We start from the raw sequence: 20,590 nt of genomic DNA, 5'->3' as shown, positions 1-20,590 counted from the left end.
GCAGCTCACGGTGGGAAGGTGGCGACAGCCTGCGGTGGTTCATGCGAACCAGCCTTGCAGCCACAACCCATCGTGTTGCCCCACGGTGCGGTAGGCCCAGCCTTGCTGGCCGGCGCGGGTCTGGATCAGGTAGTAGTCGCGACGGATATCGGCGCCATCCCACCAGCCGGATTCGATACGCTCCGGCCCCATCAAGACCTGCACGCCCTGCTCGGCCAGCAAGATCGGTTCGTTGAGCAACCAGCCGGGGCGCTGCACCTTGTCCAGGCTTGGGCACGGGCGGCTGTCGGCGGCCGCTTGCCAGGCGCATTCAGGGCGGTGGTCAGCGTGAAAACGCAGGCCTTGTACCGCATCATCCCCCAGCCGTGCACGCAAGCGTTCGCGCAGCTGTTCCCAGGGTAGGGTCTGCTGCGGGCGGTCGTCGAACAGGTCCTTGCGCTGCGGCACGAACACCGGCAGGTCCTGGGCCACCAGGCGAAAGCCGCGCACCGGTGACGTGACCTGCACGTGCTCGAGGCGACCGCGGGCCAGTTCGAAGAGCATCGCCGGCTCACGTTCGGCGCTGAGCAGGCCAACCTTGATCACGCTGTCCGGCGCCTGGGCGTGCTCCAGGTGCAGGTCAAAACGCTGTACGCCGCTGTCGCGGCCGCAGAGGAAAGCCGACAGGTCGCCGGTCAGCCGGCGCAAGGGGAATAGCAACGCCTGGTGGGATTGCACGTCGAAGTTCAGCTCGATGCGTACATCGAAGCGGTCCGGCGGTTGATAGAACGCCAGGGCCAGCGGCCGGTATCCGCCAAGAGCATCCAGGTGCTTGAGCACGCTGGCCTCAAAGCGCCGCGCCAGGGTATGCCGGGGCAACGCCTGCACTTGGGCCAAGGTGCGCAGACCCATGCGTGACAAGGCCATGGCGGCCTGCGGCTCGAGGCCGGCGCGGTCGATAGGCAACGGCGCCAGGGCCTGCATCAAGGCGTCATCGTCTACGGCCAACCCATCGTAGAGATTGGCCAGCACGCGCGCCGCCGCCGGGTTGGGCGCGGCGACGATGCGGTGACGAAAGCCCAGCTCGTTCAGTTCCTTGCGCAAGCGCGCTTCGAAACGCGGCCATGGCCCGAACAGCCCCAGGCTCGATTCGATTTCAAACAGCAGCGCGCGGGGGTAGAACACACTGACCTGGGAACTGAACTGGTAGGCCCAGGCCGCCAGAAACTGCTGCCAACGCTCGATCTCCACCGGGTCGTACTCGGCGCAGGCAAAACCCTTGGCCAGGGCCTGCGCCGCCGTCAGCGACTGGCCGGGGCGCAGGCCCAATGCACGGGCGGCCGCGTTGACGGTTTGCAACACGCGCCGCTGCGGCGTACCGGCCAGCAACGCCAAGGGCTGATCCGCCTCGGGATGCAGGCGCTGCACCCCGTCCAGCGCCAATTGCGGGAAGACAATACACACCCAGCGCATATCAACCTCAGTGCCCGGCCAGCGCAATCGGCGCCGGATGAGCAAGCCCGCCTCGACACTTGAGCACCCGCACTTGCGCGGGCTTGGCCTCCACGGCCAGGCGCAGGGCCGCAGGCGACGCATTGATCGCCTCGCTCAAGGCGCGCCAGGCAAACGCCAGGGTCTGCCCGGTTTCGGCCGCCACCTGCAAACGGCGCAATGCCCGGTCATCGGCCTTGCGCGGCCAGCACAACACAGCGCCGCAACTGCCGGAACGCAGGCACTGCTCCACCGCCCACAAGGCGTCGCGCTCTTCGGCCTGGACCACCGAAAGCTGACGCAAATCCACCCCGGCGTTCTGCCAGGCGTGGGGGTACGGCGTGTAGGGCGGCGCCACCAGCACAATGCGTTCCCCGGCGGCCGATAAGCGCGCCAGGGTGGGCAGCACCAGTTGCAACTCGCCCACACCGTCCTTGGCCATGAGGATTTCGCTCAGGGCCGACTCCGGCCAGCCGCCCGTGGGCAGCACCGCATCCAGCGCCGCCAGCCCCGTGGGGTGCACACTGGCCGGAGGCACGGCGGGCCGGCCCTTCCAGACGCGGCCGCCATTGAACAGCGAGTCCAGTGCTACGACGGCGCCCATCAGCCTTGCCTCACCAGGCCGCAGAACACCCCTTCGATAGCCAGGTCCTGGTCGGGGCCTACCACGATGGGTTGATACGCCGGGTTGCGGGGCAGCAGGCGGACATGGTCGCCGTGACGTTCGAAGCGTTTGATGGTGACTTCACCGTCCAGGCGCGCGACCACAATCTGGCCGTTCAACGCTTCGGCACTGCGGCGCACGCCGACCAGGTCACCGTCGAGGATGCCGTCTTCGATCATCGAATCGCCCTGGACCCGCAACAGGTAATCCGGGGTTTTCGCAAAGGTGGCGGGGTCGAGTTGCAGGCGGTTGTGGACTTCGGCATCGGTGCCGATGGGCAAGCCTGCAGCGACTCGACCGAGAACGGGGACGTCCAGCCATTCGGGGCGGGCGGGTTGGTTGAGCAAGCGAATACCACGGGCCTGGTTGGGGTTGACCTCGATGAAGCCGGCTTCAGTCAGGGCCACCACGTGTTTGCGTGCGACGCTGCGGGAGGCGAAGCCAAACGCCTCGGCGATCTCGGCGAGGCTGGGGGGTTGGCCTTGCTGCGCGATGCGGTCGCGGATGAAGGTCAGGATGGCGGTACGGCGGGGGGTCAGGTTTGTCATGGAGTACATTTGTACTCCTGCGGGAAATTTCTGACAATAGCCGGTAGTCGGGGGGGAGTGTCAGTGGAGGCATCTGGTGGCTGACACACTGCTATCGGGGGCAAGCCCCCTCCCACATTTTTTACCGAGCACACCAGGCACAACTCCGGTCGGCTTTCAGGCCGTCGCGCTTTGGCGTTTGATCTCAAATCGCCCCGTCACACACGCTGGCCGAACGCATCCCCCTCACCAGCCCTCTTTCAACATCCGCAACTCCAAATGCTGCAGCAACATAATGGTCTTCCCATCCACAATCTCCCCCCTCGCCACCATCGCCAGCGCCCGCTCAAACCCCAGCTCCAGCACCTCGATATCCTCCCCCTCCTCTTCGAGCCCGCCACCGGTCCCTACCCGATCCCCCGCCTGGTACTCACCGATAAAAAAGTGAATCCGCTCCGTCACCGACCCCGGGCTCATGAACGCTGCGTAGACCTTCTCTACGTGCCCCACCCGATACCCCGTCTCTTCCTCGGCTTCCAGGCGAATGCGCTCTTCTGGGCTGGCGTTGTCCAGCAACCCGGCCGCCGCTTCGATCAGGTAACCGTGGTAATCGTTGACGAAGGTGGGCATGCGGAACTGACGAATCAGCAGCACCGTGCGCTGTGTGCGGTTGTACAGCAGGATGGTCGCGCCATTGCCCCGGTCGTACACCTCGCGGGTCTGGGCCTGCCAGCTGCCATCCCGGCGGCGCAGGTCGAAGCTGTACTTCTTCAAAACATACCAATTGTCAGAGAGGGTCTCTTCGGCAGTGATGCGAACGGGACTGTTATCCATGGTCAGGCCTTAGCTCAAAGGAGCGTGAGCATGTCGTGATGGCAACACCAGCGTCAAGCGCGTCGCATACCGCTACAATCGCGCGCGGGGTGGGGATGGACTTTGTCGCGCTGATCCTGGGCAATGGGGTATTGCTGCTCAGCGCGGCGATGAACTGGACCGCCTGGACCTGCTCGCACCGGGCTTCCTCAGCGTGAGTATCGGGATCGTGACCACCCGCACCGCAGGCGATGACCTTTCGCACTTGCTGTCCCAGGCCGACCAGGCGCTGTACCTGGCCAAGGCGCGGGGGCGTAATCGGGTGCAAGTGGTCGAGACGGCCTGAGCACCATGCTGTAACACTTTGCAAGCAATCGCCCTTCGCGGTTGTCGAATTAATTCCTGTACCGACAAGCCTTCTGTTAAAAACCGTCCTTCACCTTTGCCTTGGAACCTTCGATGTCATCTCGTTTTATGTCGCGCCTGGGCCTACGCTGGTTTCCCCTGCTGTGCATGCTCCTGTTGATCGTAGGTTTACCCGTGGGCTGCTCGGTGCTCCAGCACAAGGAACGCGAGCTGGTGTTTCGCATCGAGCCCGGTACCGCCAGTTGGTACAGCGGCTTGCCCAGGGCGGTGCAGGAATTCGAACTCAAGCCCACCCGTTTCAAATCAGGGCAGAACATTCATGGCTGGTGGTACCCGGCGGAGCACAAGGATGCTCCGGCGATCCTGTACCTGCACGGCGTGCGCTGGAACCTCACCGGGCAGTTGTTTCGCATCGAGCAATTACATGCGTTGGGCTTCTCGGTGCTGGCTATCGACTATCGCGGTTTTGGCCAGAGCCACGGTGACCTGCCTTCGGAAACCACGGTATACGAGGACGCGCGCATTGCGTGGGAACGCTTCCAGGTGTTGCAGCCCGACCCGAACAAACGCCTGATCTACGGGCACTCCCTGGGTGGCGCGGTGGCGATCGACCTGGCGGCCGAGCTGGGCAGGCAAACGCCGCTGCCGGTGCGCGGGCTGGTGGTCGAGTCCACCTTCACCTCCCTGGCGGATGTGGCCACGGCCGTGGCGAACACGTCGTTGCCCGTGCGCTGGTTGCTCTCGCAAAAATTCGACTCCATCGACAAGATTGCCGACATCCATATGCCGCTGCTGGTGGTCCATGGCCTGGACGATCGCTACGTGCCCCCGCGTTTCAGCCAGCAACTATTTGACGCGGCCCAGGAGCCCAAACGGTTGCTGCTGGTGCCCGGCGCCAGCCACAACAACAGCATGAGCCTGGCCGGCCGCAGCTATCGCCAGGCGCTGGACAACCTGATGCGGGCGAAGATGCCGGCACAGGTTGTCACCCACGCCACAGGGCGCAATAACGAGTCATAAAAAAGGTTTTCGGCACTGGGTTCGCGCGAGCCTGTCAAGCGCAAACCCAGCCCATGCTGGCCCTCGCCACAAGTTGATCAAATATTAACCTTGGGTTAAATCGCCAACCCTGCCGGGCCCCGGCAAAGTTATCCACAGAGATACCCACGGTTTTCGTGGACAACTCTTTTCACTTTTTTATGATTTTTTTGCGCAGCCTGCCCCTTCGGGAAAGGACCCTGGCAGCAGAATCTCGCGATTCACATCGCGTATATCGTTATACCCGCACAGCGCCATCGACACGTCCAACTCACGGGCAATGATGTCCAGTGCCTTGGTCACCCCCGCTTCGCCCATGGCGCCCAAGCCATACAAATGCGGACGACCGATCATGGTGCCCTTGGCGCCCAAGGCCATCGCCTTGAGCACGTCCTGACCGGAACGAATGCCGCCGTCGAGCCACACTTCAATGCGCTCGCCCACCGCGTCGACAATCGCCGGCAACTGGCTGATGCTCGACGGAGCCCCGTCCAGCTGGCGCCCGCCGTGGTTGCTCACCACCAGCGCATCGGCGCCGGAATTGGCGGCCAGGCGCGCATCTTCCACATCGAGGATGCCCTTGATAATCAACTTGCCGCCCCAGCACTTCTTGATCCATTCCACATCGTCCCAACTCAGGCGCGGGTCGAATTGCTGGGCGGTCCACGACGACAGCGAACTCATGTCCGCCACGCCCTTCACATGCCCCACGATATTGCCGAAGCCATGGCGCTTGGTACCGAGCATGCCCATCACCCAGCGCGGCTTGGTCATCATGTTGAGGATATTTGGCAGGGTGAGCTTGGGCGGTGCCGACAGACCGTTGACCAGGTCCTTGTGGCGTTGCCCGAGTATCTGCAGGTCCAGGGTCAACACCAGCGCATCCACGCCGGCCGCCTTGGCGCGCTCGATCAATTGCTCGATAAACCCACGGTCGCGCATCACATACAACTGGAACCAGAACGGTTGGCCGACCTGTTCGGCGATGTCTTCCAGGGAGCAGATGCTCATGGTCGACAGGGTATAGCGCAAGCCAAAAGCGGCCGCAGCGCGGGCGGTGAGAATCTCGCCATCGGCATGCTGCATGCCGGCCAGGCCAGTGGGCGCCAGGGCGACCGGCATGGCCATGTCCTGGCCGATCATGGTGGCGCGGATCGAGCGCTCATCGATGTTGCGCGCCACGCGCTGGCGGAATTTGATGCGGGCAAAATCGCTTTCATTGGCCCGGTAGGTGCTCTCAGTCCAGGAGCCGGAATCGGCGTAGTCGTAAAACATCCTGGGGACACGTTTCTGTGCCAGCTTGCGTAAGTCTTCGATGGTTGTGATCAACGACATCGGGGTCACCTCTCCCTGAACTGAACGTCGAGAGTAACCGCCCATCGCCCGCGCAACCAGCCATTGCGTTTATATCGACGGACGACTAATCTCGCACAAACCCGCAAAAAGACGCACAAACATGCACAACACCCATCAAGCCGTTGACCTGCCTTCGTTGCGCAAACAAAAGATCCTGTTATTGCTGGAACGTGACGGCAAAGTCACGGCCTCCGACTTGGTGGAACACTTTGCCGTCTCCCACGACACCATTCGCCGTGACCTCGGCGAACTGGCCGCGGCCGGCCTGTTGCAACGCGTGCACGGCGGCGCCCTGCCCCGGCCCAAGGACAGCGGCAAGGACTTCTTCACCCGTGTCGGCGAGACCAACGAGGCCAAGCACCACCTGGCGCAACTGGCGGCCGATCGTGTGGAAGACGGCCAGATCGTGCTGTTCGATTCCGGCTCCACCACACTGCGCATCGCCCAGGCCTTGCCGCACTCGATCCGCCTGACCGTGGTCACCCCGTCACCGATGATCGCCATCGCCCTGGCCGATCATCCCCAGGTGAAAATCATCCTCGCCGGCGGCCAACTCAACCCCGCGACCTTGTCCACCAGCGGCCAGGAAACCGTGCGCCTGATCCAGGGCATCAAGGCCGACCTGCTGTTTACCGGGGTGTGCGCGCTGCATCCGCAGGTCGGCATCAGCTCGCTGCATTTTGATGAAGTGGCGGTCAAGCAAGCGTTGCTCGACAGCGCGTCCCATGTGGTGGCGGTGACCATGGCGGACAAACTCGGTGCCGTGGAACCTTTTGTGGTGGCGCCGTGCAACCGTATCCATACGCTGATTACCGAATGGCACGTGCCGGGTATCGAGGCGTATGAGCAGCTAGGGCTGGAAGTGATACGGGTCGAGGTCGAGTAGGAACAGGGGCACCCAATAGCACGGTGGCGAACGGGCCGTTGTGGCGAGCGGGCTTGCCCCGCGTTGGCCTGCGCAGCAGCCCCAAAAAACTGCCCCGGAGCTGCCTGGCACACTGCAGCGCTCTTATTGGGGCTGCTTCGCAGCCCAACGCGGGGCAAGCCCGCTCGCCACAGCCACAGCCACAGCCACAAGAGTGCGGGCACACTGAGCCTGGGTGAGGTGCCGAGTGGTGGGGCAAGAGCGTTTTGCTGATCCAACATCCTGGTCGGCCCGGAAGCCGTCATCGGGGGCAAGCCCCCTCCCACATTCAGCGCGGGGCATCCGTTAGAGAGTCGTCAGCTCACGGCAATCCCACATTTGAAGCTCAGCGCCGCCGGAACAGCGGCAGCGGCTCATCCGTTGCAGCCTGGTACGTCACCGAGAAGTCCTTGAGGCTTTCCAGCGCCGCGTACGGGTCTTTGTCGGCGCGCAAGGCGAAGGCATCGAACCCGCAGCGGTGCAGGTAGAACAACTGGTCGCGCAACACGTCGCCAATCGCCCGCAGTTCGCCTTTGTAACCGTAACGGTCACGCAGCAAACGTGCGTTGGAGTAGTTGCGCCCATCGGTAAAGGCTGGGAAGTTCAGGGCGATGACCTGGAAATGCTCCACGTCGTCACCGATTTCCTCGGCTTCTTCATCGGCGTCCAGCCACACCCCCAGGCCACCATCACGGGCCTTGAGAGCGTGGCCGTGTTCGCGCCACAGGGCCAAAGGCACGATCAGGTCGTCGCAATTGGAAATGCTGTCGAAGCTCGTGTCCTTGGGCAGCAGGTGCCAGGTTTCATCGATGACTTCGTTGTTCTTAATGATTCGCTGCATAGACGCGCTCCTTGAACAGGTCAATGCCGATGCGCTGGTAGGTGTCGATGAAACGCTCATCTTCGGTGCGCTGTTCGATGTAGACGTCGATCAGCTTGCCGATCACCTCGGGCATGGCTTCCTGGGCGAAGGACGGGCCGAGGATCTTGCCCAGGCTCGCATCGCGGCTGGCGCTGCCACCCAGGGACACTTGGTAGAATTCTTCGCCTTTCTTGTCCACGCCCAGGATGCCGATGTGGCCGACGTGGTGGTGACCACAGGCGTTCATGCAACCGGAGATGTTCAGGTCCAGCTCGCCGATGTCGAACAGGTAGTCCAGGTCGTCGAAACGGCGCTGGATCGATTCGGCAATCGGGATCGACTTGGCGTTGGCCAGGGAGCAGAAGTCGCCGCCCGGGCAGCAGATGATGTCGGTCAACAGGCCGATGTTCGGCGTGGCGAAACCGCCTTCGCGCAGCTCGCCCCACAGGGTGAACAGTTGGCTCTGCTCAACGTCCGCGAGGATGATGTTCTGCTCGTGGGAGGTGCGCAGTTGGCCGAAGCTGTAGCGCTCGGCCAGGTCGGCCACGGCGTCCAGCTGCTTGTCGGTGATGTCGCCCGGCGCAACACCGGTTGGTTTCAGCGACAGGGTCACCGCCACATAGCCCGGCTTTTTGTGCGCCAGGGTGTTGCGCGTGCGCCAGCGGGCAAAGCCTGGGTGCTGCTGGTCGAGCGCTGCGAGCTCGGCGTCCTGATTGCTCAGGGCCTTGTACTCGGGGTCGACAAAGTGCTTGGCCACACGGTGCACTTCGGCGTCGGTCAAGGTGGTCTGGCCACCGCGCAGGTGCTCCATCTCGGCATCGACTTTCTGGGCGAACACCTCAGGGGTCAGCGCCTTGACCAGGATCTTGATCCGGGCCTTGTATTTGTTGTCACGACGGCCGTAGCGGTTGTAGACCCGCAGGATGGCGTCGAGGTAGCTCAACAGGTCCTGCCACGGCAGGAACTCGTTGATGAACGCGCCCACCACCGGGGTACGGCCCAGGCCGCCACCCACCAGTACACGGAAACCCAGCTCGCCGGCCGCGTTGTACACCGGCTCCAGGCCGATATCGTGTACTTCGATGGCTGCACGGTCCGAGGTCGAGCCATTGATGGCGATCTTGAACTTGCGTGGCAGGTAGGCGAATTCCGGGTGGAAGGTGGTCCATTGACGGACGATTTCGCACCACGGGCGTGGGTCGATCAGCTCGTCGGCGGCAACCCCGGCGAATTGGTCGGTGGTCACGTTGCGCAGGCAGTTACCGCTGGTCTGAATGGCGTGCATCTGCACGGTGGCCAGCTCAGCCAGGATATCCGGCACATCTTCCAGCGCCGGCCAGTTGAACTGCACGTTCTGGCGGGTACTGATGTGGGCATAGCCTTTGTCGTAGTCGCGGGCAATCTTGGCCATCATGCGGGTCTGGCGCGAAGTCAGTTGGCCATAGGGCACGGCCACCCGCAGCATCGGCGCAAAGCGCTGAACATAAAGGCCATTTTGCAGGCGCAGAGGGCGGAACTCTTCTTCGCTCAGTTCACCTGCTAGGTAGCGTCGGGTCTGATCACGGAACTGCTTGACGCGGTCCTCGATGATGCGCTGATCGTATTCGTCGTATACGTACATATAGGTCCTGTTCTCGGCAAATCTGCGCGCACGGCCGCGCACTCCCAACGGAGCCGGCGCACGATACCAGTTTGCGTTTATGCGCAAAAGTGATGTTTGAGTATATGCAAATAACCAAATTGACTAATGAGAACCGTTATCGAGATACCCACATTTGTCATGCGGGCAATCGTGAACTTTACTGTGATCGTGTTTGAGTGCAATCACCTATAAAACTGACAAGAGGCGATGCAATGAGCAATCCGACAAAAGCCCGTAAACCTGACAGTACCGTTGATGCCTGGGCCATTCTGTTTTTGATCATTCTGGTGGTGGGGACTGCCGTGTTCTGGGTCAGCCACCAATAAAGGACCTTGATTGAGCCTCGATTGGTTTGGGCATTGCCACTATCATGGCGGCCTATTTTCGAGGCTCAAACATTCATGTTGAAGGTGTTGATTACGTGTGTCTGGTTGCTGGGATCGACGTATGGGGTGATGGCTCATGCAACGTCGGTGGTGTTTCTCAATCCGGGCATGTCCACGGAAACCTTCTGGGTCAGCTACACGCAATTCATGCAGGCCGCCGCCAAGGACCTCGGCCTGGAATTGCGCGTGCGTTATGGCGAGCGTAATGCCGACAACACGCTGCTCCAGGCGCGTGAGGTACTGCAAGGCGGCCAGCCGCCCGATTACCTAGTGCTGGTGAATGAGCAATACGTTGCACCGCAGATCCTGCGCATGGCCGAGGGCAGCGGCGTGAAGCTGCTAGTGGTGAACAGCGCGCTGACCCCCGACCAGGTGCAATTGCTGGGAACCCGCAGTGGCATCCGTTTGATCGGCAGCCTGGTCGCTGACGATGAAGAGGCTGGCTACCTGATGCTTCGCGACCTGTTGCGCCAGCATGGCCCGGTTGCGCCCGGTCAATCCCTCGACCTGTTGGCCTTTTCCGGCGTCAAGACCACGCCGGTCGCGCAGTTGCGTGAACAAGGCATGCGCCGAGCGCTGGCCGAGCATCCCGAGGTGCGCCTGCGTCAGTTGGTCTACGGGGAATGGAACCGCGAGCGCGCCTTCGAGCAAGCGACGCAGTTGTTCAAGCGCTACCCGCAGACGGCATTGGTGTGGTCGGCCAGCGATCAGATGGCGCTGGGCGCGATGCAGGCGCTCCAGGCCAGTGGGCGTTTACCGGGCAAGGACACGCTGTTCAGTGCCGTCAACAGCTCGCCGGAGATCTTGCAGGCGCGCCTGGACGGGCGTTTGTCGTCCCTGGTCGCCGGGCATTTCACCGTGGGCGGCTGGGCCATGGTGCTGATCCATGATGATGCAAAGGGCGTGGATATTGGCGCATACGGCGGGCGTGACCGTCAGTTGGCGTTATTCCAATTGATTGATGCCGGCCAGGCGCGGCGCTTGTTGGGGCCGATACCGTCGGTGAATTTTCGCGCGCTGTCCGCCCAGGGCAAGCCGGTGTCCTATCGTTACCCCTTCAGCCTGCGTCTGTTGCTGCGCTAGACGCCGGCCAGGTGCAGCACCAGCTTGACGATCCCAAACAAGGTCAAGGCAAACACTGCCGTGAACAGGATGCCCAGGATCACAAAATGGCTGGGCTTGCCGTGGGTGAAGTCGCGGGCGCGATTCTTGCCACTCTGCACGCCGAAGGCGGCGGCCATTACGCTGTGAAGCATCTGCCAGAAGGTAGGAGGCTTGTTGTTGGCTGGATCGTCCATACATCCCTCGACACAAGTTGTGTGACAGACAGCATAGACAATCCGGCCTACTCAGGCGTTGTCAGTTGTCGTAGCCCAGGTTCGGCGCCAGCCACCGCTCGGTCACGGCCAGGTCCTGGCCTTTGCGCGTGGTGTAGCTCGCCACCTGGTCCTTGTCGATCTTGCCCACGGCAAAGTACTGCGCCTGCGGGTGGGCGAAGTACCAGCCGCTGACCGCCGCCGCCGGGAACATCGCGTAGTGCTCGGTGAGGAACACGCCGCTGCGGCCGGCGTGCATTTCGCGGGCTTCAGGGTCGAGCAATTGGAACAACTGGGCCTTCTCGGTGTGGTCCGGGCACGCTGGGTAGCCTGGGGCAGGGCGGATACCGCTGTACTGCTCCTTGATCAGCGCGTCGTTGTCCAGTTGCTCGTCCTTGGCATAACCCCAGTGTTCCTTACGCACCTGTTGGTGCAGCCACTCGGCGCAGGCCTCGGCCAGGCGGTCGGCCAGGGCCTTGACCATGATCGAGTTGTAGTCGTCGCCGGCGTCCTGATAAGCCTTGGCGACTTCTTCGGCGCCGATGCCGGCGGTGGTGATGAAGCCGCCGATGTAGTCGGTCACGCCGCTGTCCTTGGGCGCGACGAAGTCGGCCAGGGAGAAATTCGGCTTGCCGTCGGTCTTGATGATCTGCTGGCGCAGGTGGTGCAGCTTCGCAATTGGCTGGCCATCGTCGCCGTAGACTTCCAGGTCGTCGTCCTGCACCTGGTTGGTCGGCCAGAAACCGAACACCGCGCGGGCGCTGATGAGCTTCTCGTCGATCAGCTTCCTGAGCATTTCCCGGGCATCGGCGTACAGCGCAGTGGCGGCTTCACCGACCACTTCGTCCTCGAGTATGCGTGGGAATTTGCCGGCCAGGTCCCAGGAGATAAAGAACGGCGTCCAGTCGATGTACTCGGCCAGGACGTTGAGGTCGATATTGTCCAGCACCTTGGTGCCGGTGAAGGTTGGCTTGACCGGTGTGTAACTGCTCCAGTCGAACTGTGGCTTCTTGGCGATGGCCGCCGGGTAGCTCAGGCGCTCGGTGCGCGCGCTGCGGTTCGAGGTGCGTTCGCGTACGTCGATGTATTCCAGGCGGGTCTTCTCGACAAAGCCGGCCTTCAACTCCTTGGACAGCAGTTGCGTGGCCACGCCCACCGCGCGGGAGGCGTCGGTCACGTAGATCACGGCATCGTTGCTGTACTTGGGCTCGATCTTCACCGCCGTGTGCGCCTTGGAGGTGGTCGCGCCGCCGATCATCAGGGGCAGGTGGAAGTCCTGGCGCTGCATCTCGCGGGCCACATGCACCATCTCGTCCAGGGACGGCGTGATCAGGCCGGACAGCCCGATAATGTCGCACTTCTGCTCCTTGGCCACCTGCAGGATCTTCTCTGCCGGCACCATCACGCCGAGGTCGACGATGTCATAGCCGTTGCAACCGAGCACCACGCCGACGATGTTCTTGCCGATGTCGTGCACGTCACCCTTTACGGTCGCCATCAGGATCTTGCCCTTGGCTTCCGGCTTGTCGCCTTTTTCCAGTTCGATGAACGGGATCAAGTGCGCCACGGCCTGCTTCATCACGCGGGCGGACTTCACGACCTGGGGCAGGAACATTTTACCGGCGCCGAACAGGTCGCCGACGATGTTCATGCCTGACATCAGCGGGCCTTCGATCACTTCGATCGGGCGCGCGAACGACTGCCGGGATTCCTCGGTGTCTTCGACGATGTGGGTGGTGATGCCCTTGACCAGCGCATGTTCCAGGCGCTTGTTCACGTCCCAGCCGCGCCATTCCTCGGTCTCGGCTTCCTTGACGCTGCCGTCGCCTTTGTATTTGTCGGCAATGGCCAGCAGGGCGTCGGTGCCGTCCGGCGTGCGGTTAAGTACAACGTCTTCCACGGCGTCGCGCAGTTCGGTGGGGATCTGGTCGTAGATCTCCAACTGGCCGGCGTTGACGATCCCCATGGTCAGGCCGTTGCGGATCGCATGCAGCAGGAATACCGAGTGGATCGCCTCGCGCACCGGGTTATTGCCACGGAACGAGAACGACACGTTGGACACGCCACCCGAGGTCAGCGCATACGGCAGCTCGTCGCGGATATACGCACAGGCGTTGATAAAGTCGACGGCGTAATTGTTGTGTTCTTCGATACCGGTGGCGACCGCGAAGATGTTCGGGTCGAAGATGATGTCTTCCGGCGGGAAGCCGACTTCATCGACCAGGATGTCGTAGGAGCGTTTGCAGATTTCCTTCTTGCGCGCTTCGGTGTCGGCCTGGCCGGCTTCGTCGAACGCCATCACCACCACCGCCGCGCCGTAGCGCTTGCACAGCTTGGCGTGGTGAATGAACTGCTCGACGCCTTCCTTCATGCTGATGGAGTTGACGATGCCCTTGCCCTGGATGCACTTGAGGCCGGCCTCGATCACTTCCCACTTGGAGGAGTCGATCATGATCGGTACGCGGGAGATATCCGGCTCGCCGGCAATCAGGTTGAGGAAGGTCACCATGGCCTTCTTCGAATCGAGCATGCCCTCGTCCATGTTGATGTCGATCACCTGGGCGCCGGCTTCCACCTGTTGCAGGGCGACTTCCAGGGCTTCGGTGTAGTTGTCTTCACGGATCAGGCGGGCAAAACGTGCGGAACCGGTGATGTTGGTGCGCTCGCCGACGTTGACGAACAACGACTGGCGGTCGATGGTGAACGGCTCCAGGCCCGACAGGCGGCAGGCCTTGGGGATGTCCGGGATCTGCCGTGGCGGGTAGCCGGCCACCGCCTTGGCAATGGCTTCGATATGCCCCGGCGTGGTGCCGCAGCAGCCGCCGACGATGTTGAGGAAACCGCTCTGGGCGAACTCCTCGATGACCTTGGCGGTTTGTGACGGCAGCTCGTCGTACTCGCCGAATTCGTTGGGCAGGCCGGCGTTGGGGTGCGCGGAAACGTGGGTGTTGGCCTTGTTGGACAACTCTTCCAGGTACGGACGCAGCTCGCTGGCGCCAAGGGCGCAGTTCAGGCCCACGGAAATCGGCTTGGCGTGGCTGACGGAGTTCCAGAACGCTTCGGTGGTCTGGCCCGACAAGGTGCGGCCGGAGGCGTCGGTGATGGTGCCGGAGATCATGATCGGCAATTCGATACCGAGCGCTTCGAACACCCCCTGCACGGCGAAGATCGCGGCCTTGGCGTTGAGGGTGTCGAAAATGGTCTCGATCAGGATCAGGTCGGCGCCGCCTTCGATCAGGCCCTTGGTGGCCTCGGTGTAGTTCTCCACCAGTTCATCGAAGGTGACGTTGCGGTAGCCGGGGTTGTTCACATCGGGCGACAGCGAGCAGGTGCGGCTGGTCGGGCCGAGTACACCGGCAACGAAACGCGGCTTGGCCGGGTTCTCGGCGGTCTTGGCATCGGCGATCTTGCGCGCCAGGCGTGCGCCTTCGACGTTCAGTTCATAGGCCAGCGCTTCCATGCCGTAGTCGGCCATGGAGATGCGGGTGGCGTTGAAGGTGTTGGTTTCAAGGATGTCGGCCCCGGCATCCAGGTAAGCCTTCTCGATCCCGCCGATCACGTCCGGGCGGGTGAGCACCAGCAGGTCATTGTTGCCTTTGACGTCGCTCGGCCAATCAGCGAAACGTTTACCCCGATAGTCTTGCTCCTCCAGCTTATAGCTCTGGATCATCGTGCCCATGCCACCGTCGAGGATCAGGATGCGTTCCTTGAGGGCTTGGTGGAGGGCTTGCAGGCGAGCGCTACGATCGGACATGGGACTACTCTGGTCAGGCATTACGGAGGGCGTGGATCATAACAAACCTGTGCGGATTTGGAGCATGCCAAGGTTTTGCATGAATATCGTTCATGTTGGCGCGGGTGGCGGATCGGTAGAATCCCCAGGTTTTTTTATTTTGGCTTCAGATCGGGACCAGGCTCATGCCGTATCGTTTCTTCATCAGCATTGCATTGATGCTGCTTGCCACTACCACCCAGGCCCAGGATCCCGCCCCGGCGATTTCCTACACCCGTGATATCCAACCGATTTTTACTGAGAAATGTGTGGCGTGCCATGCCTGCTATGACTCGGCCTGCCAGTTGAACCTGGGCAGTGGCGAGGGGGCCGCCCGTGGCGCGACCAAGGTGCTGGTCTACGACGGTGAGCGCAGCCAGGCGACCAAGCCGACGCGGCTGTTCTACGACGCCTTTGGCAAGGCCGCCTGGCAGCGCGAAGGCTTCAGTTCGGTGCTCGACGCCCAGGGCAGCCAGGCGGCCCTGATGGCGCGCATGCTCGAACTCGGCCAGCACCGCGCGCCGCTTGCACCCAATGGCAAGCTGCCGGATGACATCGTGCTGGGGCTGAACCGCGAGAACATGTGCCCCTTGCCCGGAGAGTTCGACGCTTATGCCGGCGCGCACCCCAACGAAGGCATGCCCCTGGCCGTGACCGGCTTGAGCGACCAGCAATACCACACCCTGCAACGCTGGCTGGCCTCGGGTGCGCCGATTGACCAGCAAGGCGTGGCGCCCAGTGCCCAGGAAGCGGCGCAGGTGCTGCAATGGGAGAACCTGCTCAATGCCCCCGGCGCCCGGGAAAGCCTGGTGGCCCGCTGGTTGTTTGAGCACCTGTTTATTGCGCATCTGTATTTCGAAGGCGGTGAGCCAGGGCACTTCTTCCAGTGGGTGCGCTCACGGACGCCCAGCGGCCAGCCGATTGACCTGATCAACACCCGTCGCCCCAATGACGACCCCGGCACTCGTGTTTACTACCGCCTGTGGCCAATACAAGGGGTGATCGTCCATAAGACCCACATCACGTACCCCTTGAGCGCGCAGAAAATGGCACGGGTCAAAGCCCTGTTCTACAGCGGCGACTGGCAGGTCAGTGCGTTGCCGGGCTACGGCCCTGGCCGCCGTGCCAACCCGTTCGAGACGTTCGAGGCGATCCCGGCGCAGGCGCGTTACCAGTTCATGCTGGATAACGCCGAGTATTTTGTCCGCACCTTCATCCGCGGGCCCGTATGCCGGGGGCAGATTGCCACGGATGTGATCCGCGACAATTTCTGGGCATTGTTCCAGGCGCCCGATCATGACCTGTACATCACCGATGCTCGCTATCGCGGCCAGGCCACGCCGTTGTTGGCGATGCCTGGGCAAAATGACGACGTGGGCAGTGTGCTCAGCCTGTGGCTCAAGTACCGCGACAAGCGCAACCAGTACGAAGCCCTGCGTCGCGACAGCTATGCCGAACTGCCAGCACCGAGTTGGTCGACGCTGTGGGCTGGCAACGACAATGCGCTGTTGAGCATCTTCCGCCACTTCGACAGCGCCTCGGTCAACAAGGGCCTGATCGGTGAGGTGCCGCAGACCCTGTGGCTATTCGACTATCCGTTGCTCGAACGCACCTATTACCAACTGGTGGTCAACTTTGACGTGTTCGGTAATGTGTCGCACCAGGCCCAGACTCGCCTGTACTTCGACCTGATCCGCAATGGCGCCGAGCAGAACTTCCTGCGCCTGATGCCGGCGAACTCGCGGGATGATTTCCTCGACGATTGGTACCAGAACAGCGGCAAGGTCAAGCTGTGGCTGGACTATGAGTCGATCGACGACGATAAGCCCACCGGCCTGAAGCTTGATGAAAAGGACCCCAAGCGCGACTTCGCCAACCAGCTGCTGGCCCGCTATGGCGACCTCAATGCCGCCCCGGACCCGATCAATCGTTGTGCCGGCGCGTACTGCTCACGGCCGGGGATCGACCCGGCGTTGCGCGACGCCGAGCAGGCCCTGAGTCGCCTGACATCGCGCCCGGCGGCGGGGCTCAAGGTCATTGGGCAACTGCCTGAAGCGACGATGCTGCGCGTCGAAACCCGCAGCGGCCAGCGGGAGGTCTATAGCCTGCTGCGCAACCGTGCCCACAGTAATGTGGCGTTCATGCTGGGTGAGGCTTATCGCTATCAGCCGGGCCTGGATACGCTGACGATCTACCCAGGGGTGCTCGGCAGCTACCCGAACTTCATGTTCAATGTGCCAGCCGAGCAAGTGCCGGAGTTCGTCGCGGCCATGGAGGACGCCAGGGACGCCCAGGGTTTCGAGAAGATTGTCGACCGCTGGGGCATACGTCGCAGTCATCCGCAGTTCTGGCAGTACTTCCATGACCTGTCGACCTACATCCGCGAAACCACGCCGGTGGAAGAAGGGGTGCTGGATATGAACCGCTATGAAAACCTCTGACGTGGCTGTTGAGTCTTTTCCGACAAAATTACTGGGACTTTGTACCTGCGTAATATTTTGGCGTAAACTGCCGGCAAGCCTGTGAGGAGTTTCCATGACTGCCATAACCATTACCGACGCCGCCCACGATTACCTGGCCGACCTGCTGTCCAAGCAGAACACCCCAGGTATCGGTATCCGCGTCTTTATCACCCAGCCTGGCACCCAGTATGCCGAGACGTGCATTGCCTACTGCAAGCCCGGTGAAGAAAAGCCGGAAGACACCGCCCTGGGGCTGAAAAGCTTCACCGCGTATATCGATGCCTTCAGCGAAGCCTTCCTTGACGATGCCGTGGTGGATTACGCCACCGACCGCATGGGCGGCCAATTGACCATCAAGGCTCCGAACGCCAAGGTGCCGAACGTCAACGCCGACAGCCCGGTCAACGAGCGTATCAACTACTACCTGCAAACCGAGATCAACCCAGGGCTGGCCAGCCACGGCGGTCAGGTCAGCTTGATCGACGTAGTGGATGACGGCATTGCCGTGCTCAAGTTTGGTGGCGGCTGCCAGGGCTGCGGCCAGGCCGACGTGACGTTGCGCGAAGGCATCGAGCGCACCCTGCTGGAGCGGATTCCGGAGCTCAAGGGCGTACGCGACGTGACCGACCACACGCAGAAAGAAAATGCCTACTACTGAGTAAGGCGTTCACTGCGAACAAAAAACGGCGCCCCGTGAGCGCCGTTTTTTTTATTCTTAAAATTCAGCTATTTATGCAATCTATCTAACGCCGAAGATCAAGTGTGGGAGGGGGCTTGCCCCCGATAGCGGTGCCTCAGTCGCTTCTTGAGCAGGCTGACACACTGCCATCGGGGGCAAGCCCCCTCCCACATTTTGTGCATTTATTCAGTTAAATCAGTGTGTTGTTGATGAATTAAACATTCAAACTCGACTGCTGACGCTATCTCCCTGGCAAGAAAGATCAAGTGTGGGAGGGGGCTTGCCCCCGATAGCGGTGCCTCAGTCGCCTCCTGAGCAGGCTGACACACTGCCATCGGGGGCAAGCCCCCTCCCACATTTTTTTTGCATTTGTTAATTTAAATCAATGCATTGTTTTAGTTTTATAAAGTGAATTATCAAGGTCGATAAAGGTGCGCATGCCCCGCCCGATACAACGACGACTCACTGAAACTGTCACTCGCCAGCACCCGGCCCACCACGATCAGCGCCGTACGCCGAAAGCCCTTGGCGGCGACTTTGTCGGCAATATCGCTGAGTGTGCCCACCGCCCAATCCTGATCCGGCCAGGTTGCCCGGTGCACCACGGCAATCGGGCAATCCGCGCCATAGTGCGGCAGCAGCTCTGCGACGATCTTCTCCAGGTGGTTGACCCCCAGGTGGATCGCCATGGTGGTGCCGTGGCGGGCCAGGCTGTCGAAGTCCTCGCCGGCTGGCATGCGGGTTTTATCGGCGTAACGGGTCAGGATTACGCTCTGGGCGATGTCCGGCAAGGTCAGTTCGGTCTCCAGCAGCGCGGCACAGGCGGCGACTGCGGTCACGCCCGGAATGATCTGGAACGGGATGCCCAGCTCGCGCAGATGACGAATCTGCTCGCCGATCGCCCCATACAGGCTCGGATCGCCGGAATGCACCCGCGCCACATCCTGGCCGTTGGCGTGGGCGGCCTTGATCAGCTCGATGATCTGCTCCAGGTGCAGTTCGGCGCTGTTGACCACCTGTTGCGCTTGATGCCCCTCCAGCACGGCCGCCGGTACCAGCGAACCGGCATAGATGATCACCGGGCAACTGCGGATCAGCCGTTGGCCTTTGACAGTGATCAATTCCGGGTCGCCGGGGCCGGCACCGATGAAGTAGACGGTCATGGAGGATTCCTGTCGAAAAACGGGCGAGCATGAAGATTGCTCATGATCGGAAGACGCAATTATCGATTTTTCAGCCGGCGCAGGCCAATGCAAAGGTGGCCTGGGCGGTTTTCTTGCGGGTGATCAGCAAGCGGGCGGGGCCTGGGGAGAGCTGTTCGGCCAGGGCCAGGGCGGCGCTTTCGGCGATGCCGTAACAGCCGGTGTGGGCAAAGGCGACCGCTGATTTATGGCTCAGACGGCCTTCATACGCGGCCAACTGTTCGGCGCTGAAGCACTGCAATGGCAGGTTCAACCTGCGCGCCAGGGCCAGTAACCCCGGCTCGTCCTGTTTGCGGTCGAGACTCGCCAGTGCGGTGATGTGCTGGCGCTCGATACCCGCTTCGGCGAGGGCCGTGTCAAACAGCGCCAGCAGGGCGTGCAATTCGCAGCCCCGCTGGCAACCGAGGCCGACCGCGAGTTTCATGCCGAGTATTGATCGTCGCGGTTGCGGCGAAACAACCAGGCGCTGATCAGGCCCAGGGCCAGCCAGAAGGCGACGTTGGTCAACTGCGAGGCGATCTTGAATTGTGCTTCCAGTGCCTCTGGCGCCAGCATCGAATGCACTTGCGGCTGCGGGGCGCCGATTACGTGAGGCACCACGAGGATCGCCACGCCCAGCCCTTTAAGCAGCCAGTTGCCACCGAACACCAACAGCGCAATACCGGCCGCAGTGGAGGCGGCCGTGCCGATCCACCAGATCTGGCGTTGCGCCAGGTCGGCGGCGGCCGTGCCCGGCAGCTCGGGCGGCAGGCCCAGGGTCGGCGCCAACACAAAGGTCGCGTAGCCGGCCAGGCCCCACAGCAAGCCTTGGGCCGTGCGGGTCGGTGCGCGCAGGGTATAGAGGCCGGCCAGCATCAGGGCGAAGCCGACGGCGACCACCAGGTTGCCGCCGGTGGTCGACAGCACGCGCTGCCAGCCGTCTTCCGGTTCCCAGGCTTCGGCGTCGTGGGTGTGCGCAGCGGCGCCAGCGGCATGCTCGTGCACGACTTCAGTCGCGGCCGGGGCCTTTTCGAAAGTTTCCGCCTGCAGAATCAGCGGAGCGACCCAGAAGCTTTGCAGCAGGGTCAGCAGCAGGGCGGCCAGCAAGCCGGTGAACCCTGCGGTTTGCGCAATACGTTTGATCATGTCGGC

The 20,590-nt window shown here is 62.2% G+C and carries 17 protein-coding genes and 1 pseudogene; 6 read left to right on the top strand and 12 right to left on the bottom strand.

The annotated features are described in order from the left end of the window. Positions 1–39: 39 nt before the first annotated feature. From ACODSV_RS19335 to ACODSV_RS19320, 4 genes are all read right to left on the bottom strand, one after another. Positions 40–1,452, bottom strand: coding sequence for a Y-family DNA polymerase (locus ACODSV_RS19335; RefSeq protein ID WP_150054571.1), 1,413 nt, complete (start codon positions 1,450–1,452; stop codon positions 40–42). Between the two features lie 7 nt (positions 1,453–1,459). Then, positions 1,460–2,074: a translesion DNA synthesis-associated protein ImuA gene (gene imuA, locus ACODSV_RS19330; protein WP_024075054.1), complete on the bottom strand. Its 615-nt coding sequence runs from the start codon at positions 2,072–2,074 to the stop codon at positions 1,460–1,462. Then, positions 2,074–2,691 carry a transcriptional repressor LexA gene (lexA, locus tag ACODSV_RS19325; protein WP_024075053.1) on the bottom strand — a complete coding sequence of 206 codons (618 nt, stop codon included), beginning with the start codon at positions 2,689–2,691 and terminating at the stop codon, positions 2,074–2,076. The genes imuA and lexA overlap by 1 nt, the downstream gene beginning before the upstream one ends. A 216-nt stretch (positions 2,692–2,907) precedes the next feature. Continuing rightward, on the bottom strand, positions 2,908–3,495 hold the full coding sequence (locus tag ACODSV_RS19320; protein WP_150056467.1) for an NUDIX domain-containing protein: 588 nt from the start codon (positions 3,493–3,495) through the stop codon (positions 2,908–2,910). A 163-nt stretch (positions 3,496–3,658) separates the two neighbouring features. Between ACODSV_RS19320 and ACODSV_RS19315 the strand changes: the two are divergent. Both ACODSV_RS19315 and ACODSV_RS19310 read left to right on the top strand, forming a co-directional pair. Beyond that, positions 3,659–3,820 (top strand): annotated as a pseudogene (locus ACODSV_RS19315) (diguanylate cyclase); the annotation flags it as partial. Positions 3,821–3,933: 113 nt separating this feature from the next. Further along, the gene (locus ACODSV_RS19310; protein WP_024075050.1) at positions 3,934–4,860 is read left to right on the top strand and encodes an alpha/beta hydrolase; all 927 of its coding nucleotides are present in this window, start codon (positions 3,934–3,936) and stop codon (positions 4,858–4,860) included. 177 nt (positions 4,861–5,037) lie between these two features. On the opposite strand, the gene ACODSV_RS19305 is transcribed toward ACODSV_RS19310, so the two are convergent. After that, complete coding sequence (locus ACODSV_RS19305; protein WP_150056468.1) at positions 5,038–6,213, bottom strand: alpha-hydroxy acid oxidase; 1,176 nt, start codon at positions 6,211–6,213, stop codon at positions 5,038–5,040. 121 nt (positions 6,214–6,334) lie between these two features. Here ACODSV_RS19305 and ACODSV_RS19300 point away from each other — a divergent pair, with 121 nt between their 5' ends. Then, positions 6,335–7,120, top strand: a complete 786-nt coding sequence (locus tag ACODSV_RS19300) for a DeoR/GlpR family DNA-binding transcription regulator (protein ID WP_069076378.1) — start codon at positions 6,335–6,337, stop codon at positions 7,118–7,120. A 364-nt stretch (positions 7,121–7,484) separates the two neighbouring features. Here ACODSV_RS19300 and ACODSV_RS19295 read toward each other — a convergent pair whose 3' ends face one another. Beyond that, positions 7,485–7,979, bottom strand: coding sequence for a DUF934 domain-containing protein (locus tag ACODSV_RS19295; protein ID WP_024075118.1), 495 nt, complete (start codon positions 7,977–7,979; stop codon positions 7,485–7,487). Further along, positions 7,963–9,621, bottom strand: a complete 1,659-nt coding sequence (locus tag ACODSV_RS19290; protein WP_150055967.1) for a nitrite/sulfite reductase — start codon at positions 9,619–9,621, stop codon at positions 7,963–7,965. Before ACODSV_RS19290 ends, ACODSV_RS19295 begins: the two co-directional genes overlap by 17 nt. 422 nt (positions 9,622–10,043) lie before the next feature. On the opposite strand from ACODSV_RS19290, the gene ACODSV_RS19285 reads away from it, so the two are divergent. Then, positions 10,044–11,111 (top strand): ABC transporter substrate-binding protein, encoded by a 1,068-nt coding sequence (locus tag ACODSV_RS19285; protein ID WP_150055966.1) that lies wholly within the window; start codon positions 10,044–10,046, stop codon positions 11,109–11,111. Here ACODSV_RS19285 and ACODSV_RS19280 read toward each other — a convergent pair. Continuing rightward, on the bottom strand, positions 11,108–11,326 hold the full coding sequence (locus ACODSV_RS19280; protein WP_150055965.1) for a DUF2970 domain-containing protein: 219 nt from the start codon (positions 11,324–11,326) through the stop codon (positions 11,108–11,110). The genes ACODSV_RS19285 and ACODSV_RS19280 overlap by 4 nt on opposite strands. Positions 11,327–11,387: 61 nt before the next feature. Next, a complete protein-coding gene (metH, locus tag ACODSV_RS19275; protein ID WP_150055964.1) occupies positions 11,388–15,098 on the bottom strand; it encodes a methionine synthase in 3,711 nt (1,236 codons plus the stop codon). 164 nt (positions 15,099–15,262) lie between these two features. On the opposite strand from metH, the gene ACODSV_RS19270 reads away from it, so the two are divergent. Together ACODSV_RS19270 and nfuA are read left to right on the top strand one after the other, a co-directional pair. Further along, a complete protein-coding gene (locus tag ACODSV_RS19270; protein ID WP_069075866.1) occupies positions 15,263–17,557 on the top strand; it encodes a fatty acid cis/trans isomerase in 2,295 nt (764 codons plus the stop codon). A gap of 94 nt (positions 17,558–17,651) precedes the next feature. Next, positions 17,652–18,236 (top strand): Fe-S biogenesis protein NfuA, encoded by a 585-nt coding sequence (gene nfuA, locus ACODSV_RS19265; RefSeq protein WP_003190728.1) that lies wholly within the window; start codon positions 17,652–17,654, stop codon positions 18,234–18,236. A 437-nt stretch (positions 18,237–18,673) separates the two neighbouring features. Here the strand turns inward: nfuA and cobM are convergent, their stop codons facing one another. The 3 genes from cobM to ACODSV_RS19250 form a co-directional block, all read right to left on the bottom strand. Then, the gene (gene cobM / locus ACODSV_RS19260) at positions 18,674–19,420 is read right to left on the bottom strand and encodes a precorrin-4 C(11)-methyltransferase (protein WP_150054633.1); all 747 of its coding nucleotides are present in this window, start codon (positions 19,418–19,420) and stop codon (positions 18,674–18,676) included. A gap of 70 nt (positions 19,421–19,490) precedes the next feature. Further along, complete coding sequence (locus tag ACODSV_RS19255; RefSeq protein ID WP_150054634.1) at positions 19,491–19,883, bottom strand: cobalamin biosynthesis protein; 393 nt, start codon at positions 19,881–19,883, stop codon at positions 19,491–19,493. After that, positions 19,880–20,584, bottom strand: coding sequence for a CbtA family protein (locus tag ACODSV_RS19250; protein WP_041160918.1), 705 nt, complete (start codon positions 20,582–20,584; stop codon positions 19,880–19,882). The genes ACODSV_RS19255 and ACODSV_RS19250 overlap by 4 nt, the downstream gene beginning before the upstream one ends. Positions 20,585–20,590: the final 6 nt, after the last annotated feature.

It is taken from the genome of Pseudomonas sp. FG86, from assembly GCF_057808775.1.
Note: the sequence above shows the minus strand (reverse complement) of the source record. Positions and strands in the feature narration are given on the sequence as shown.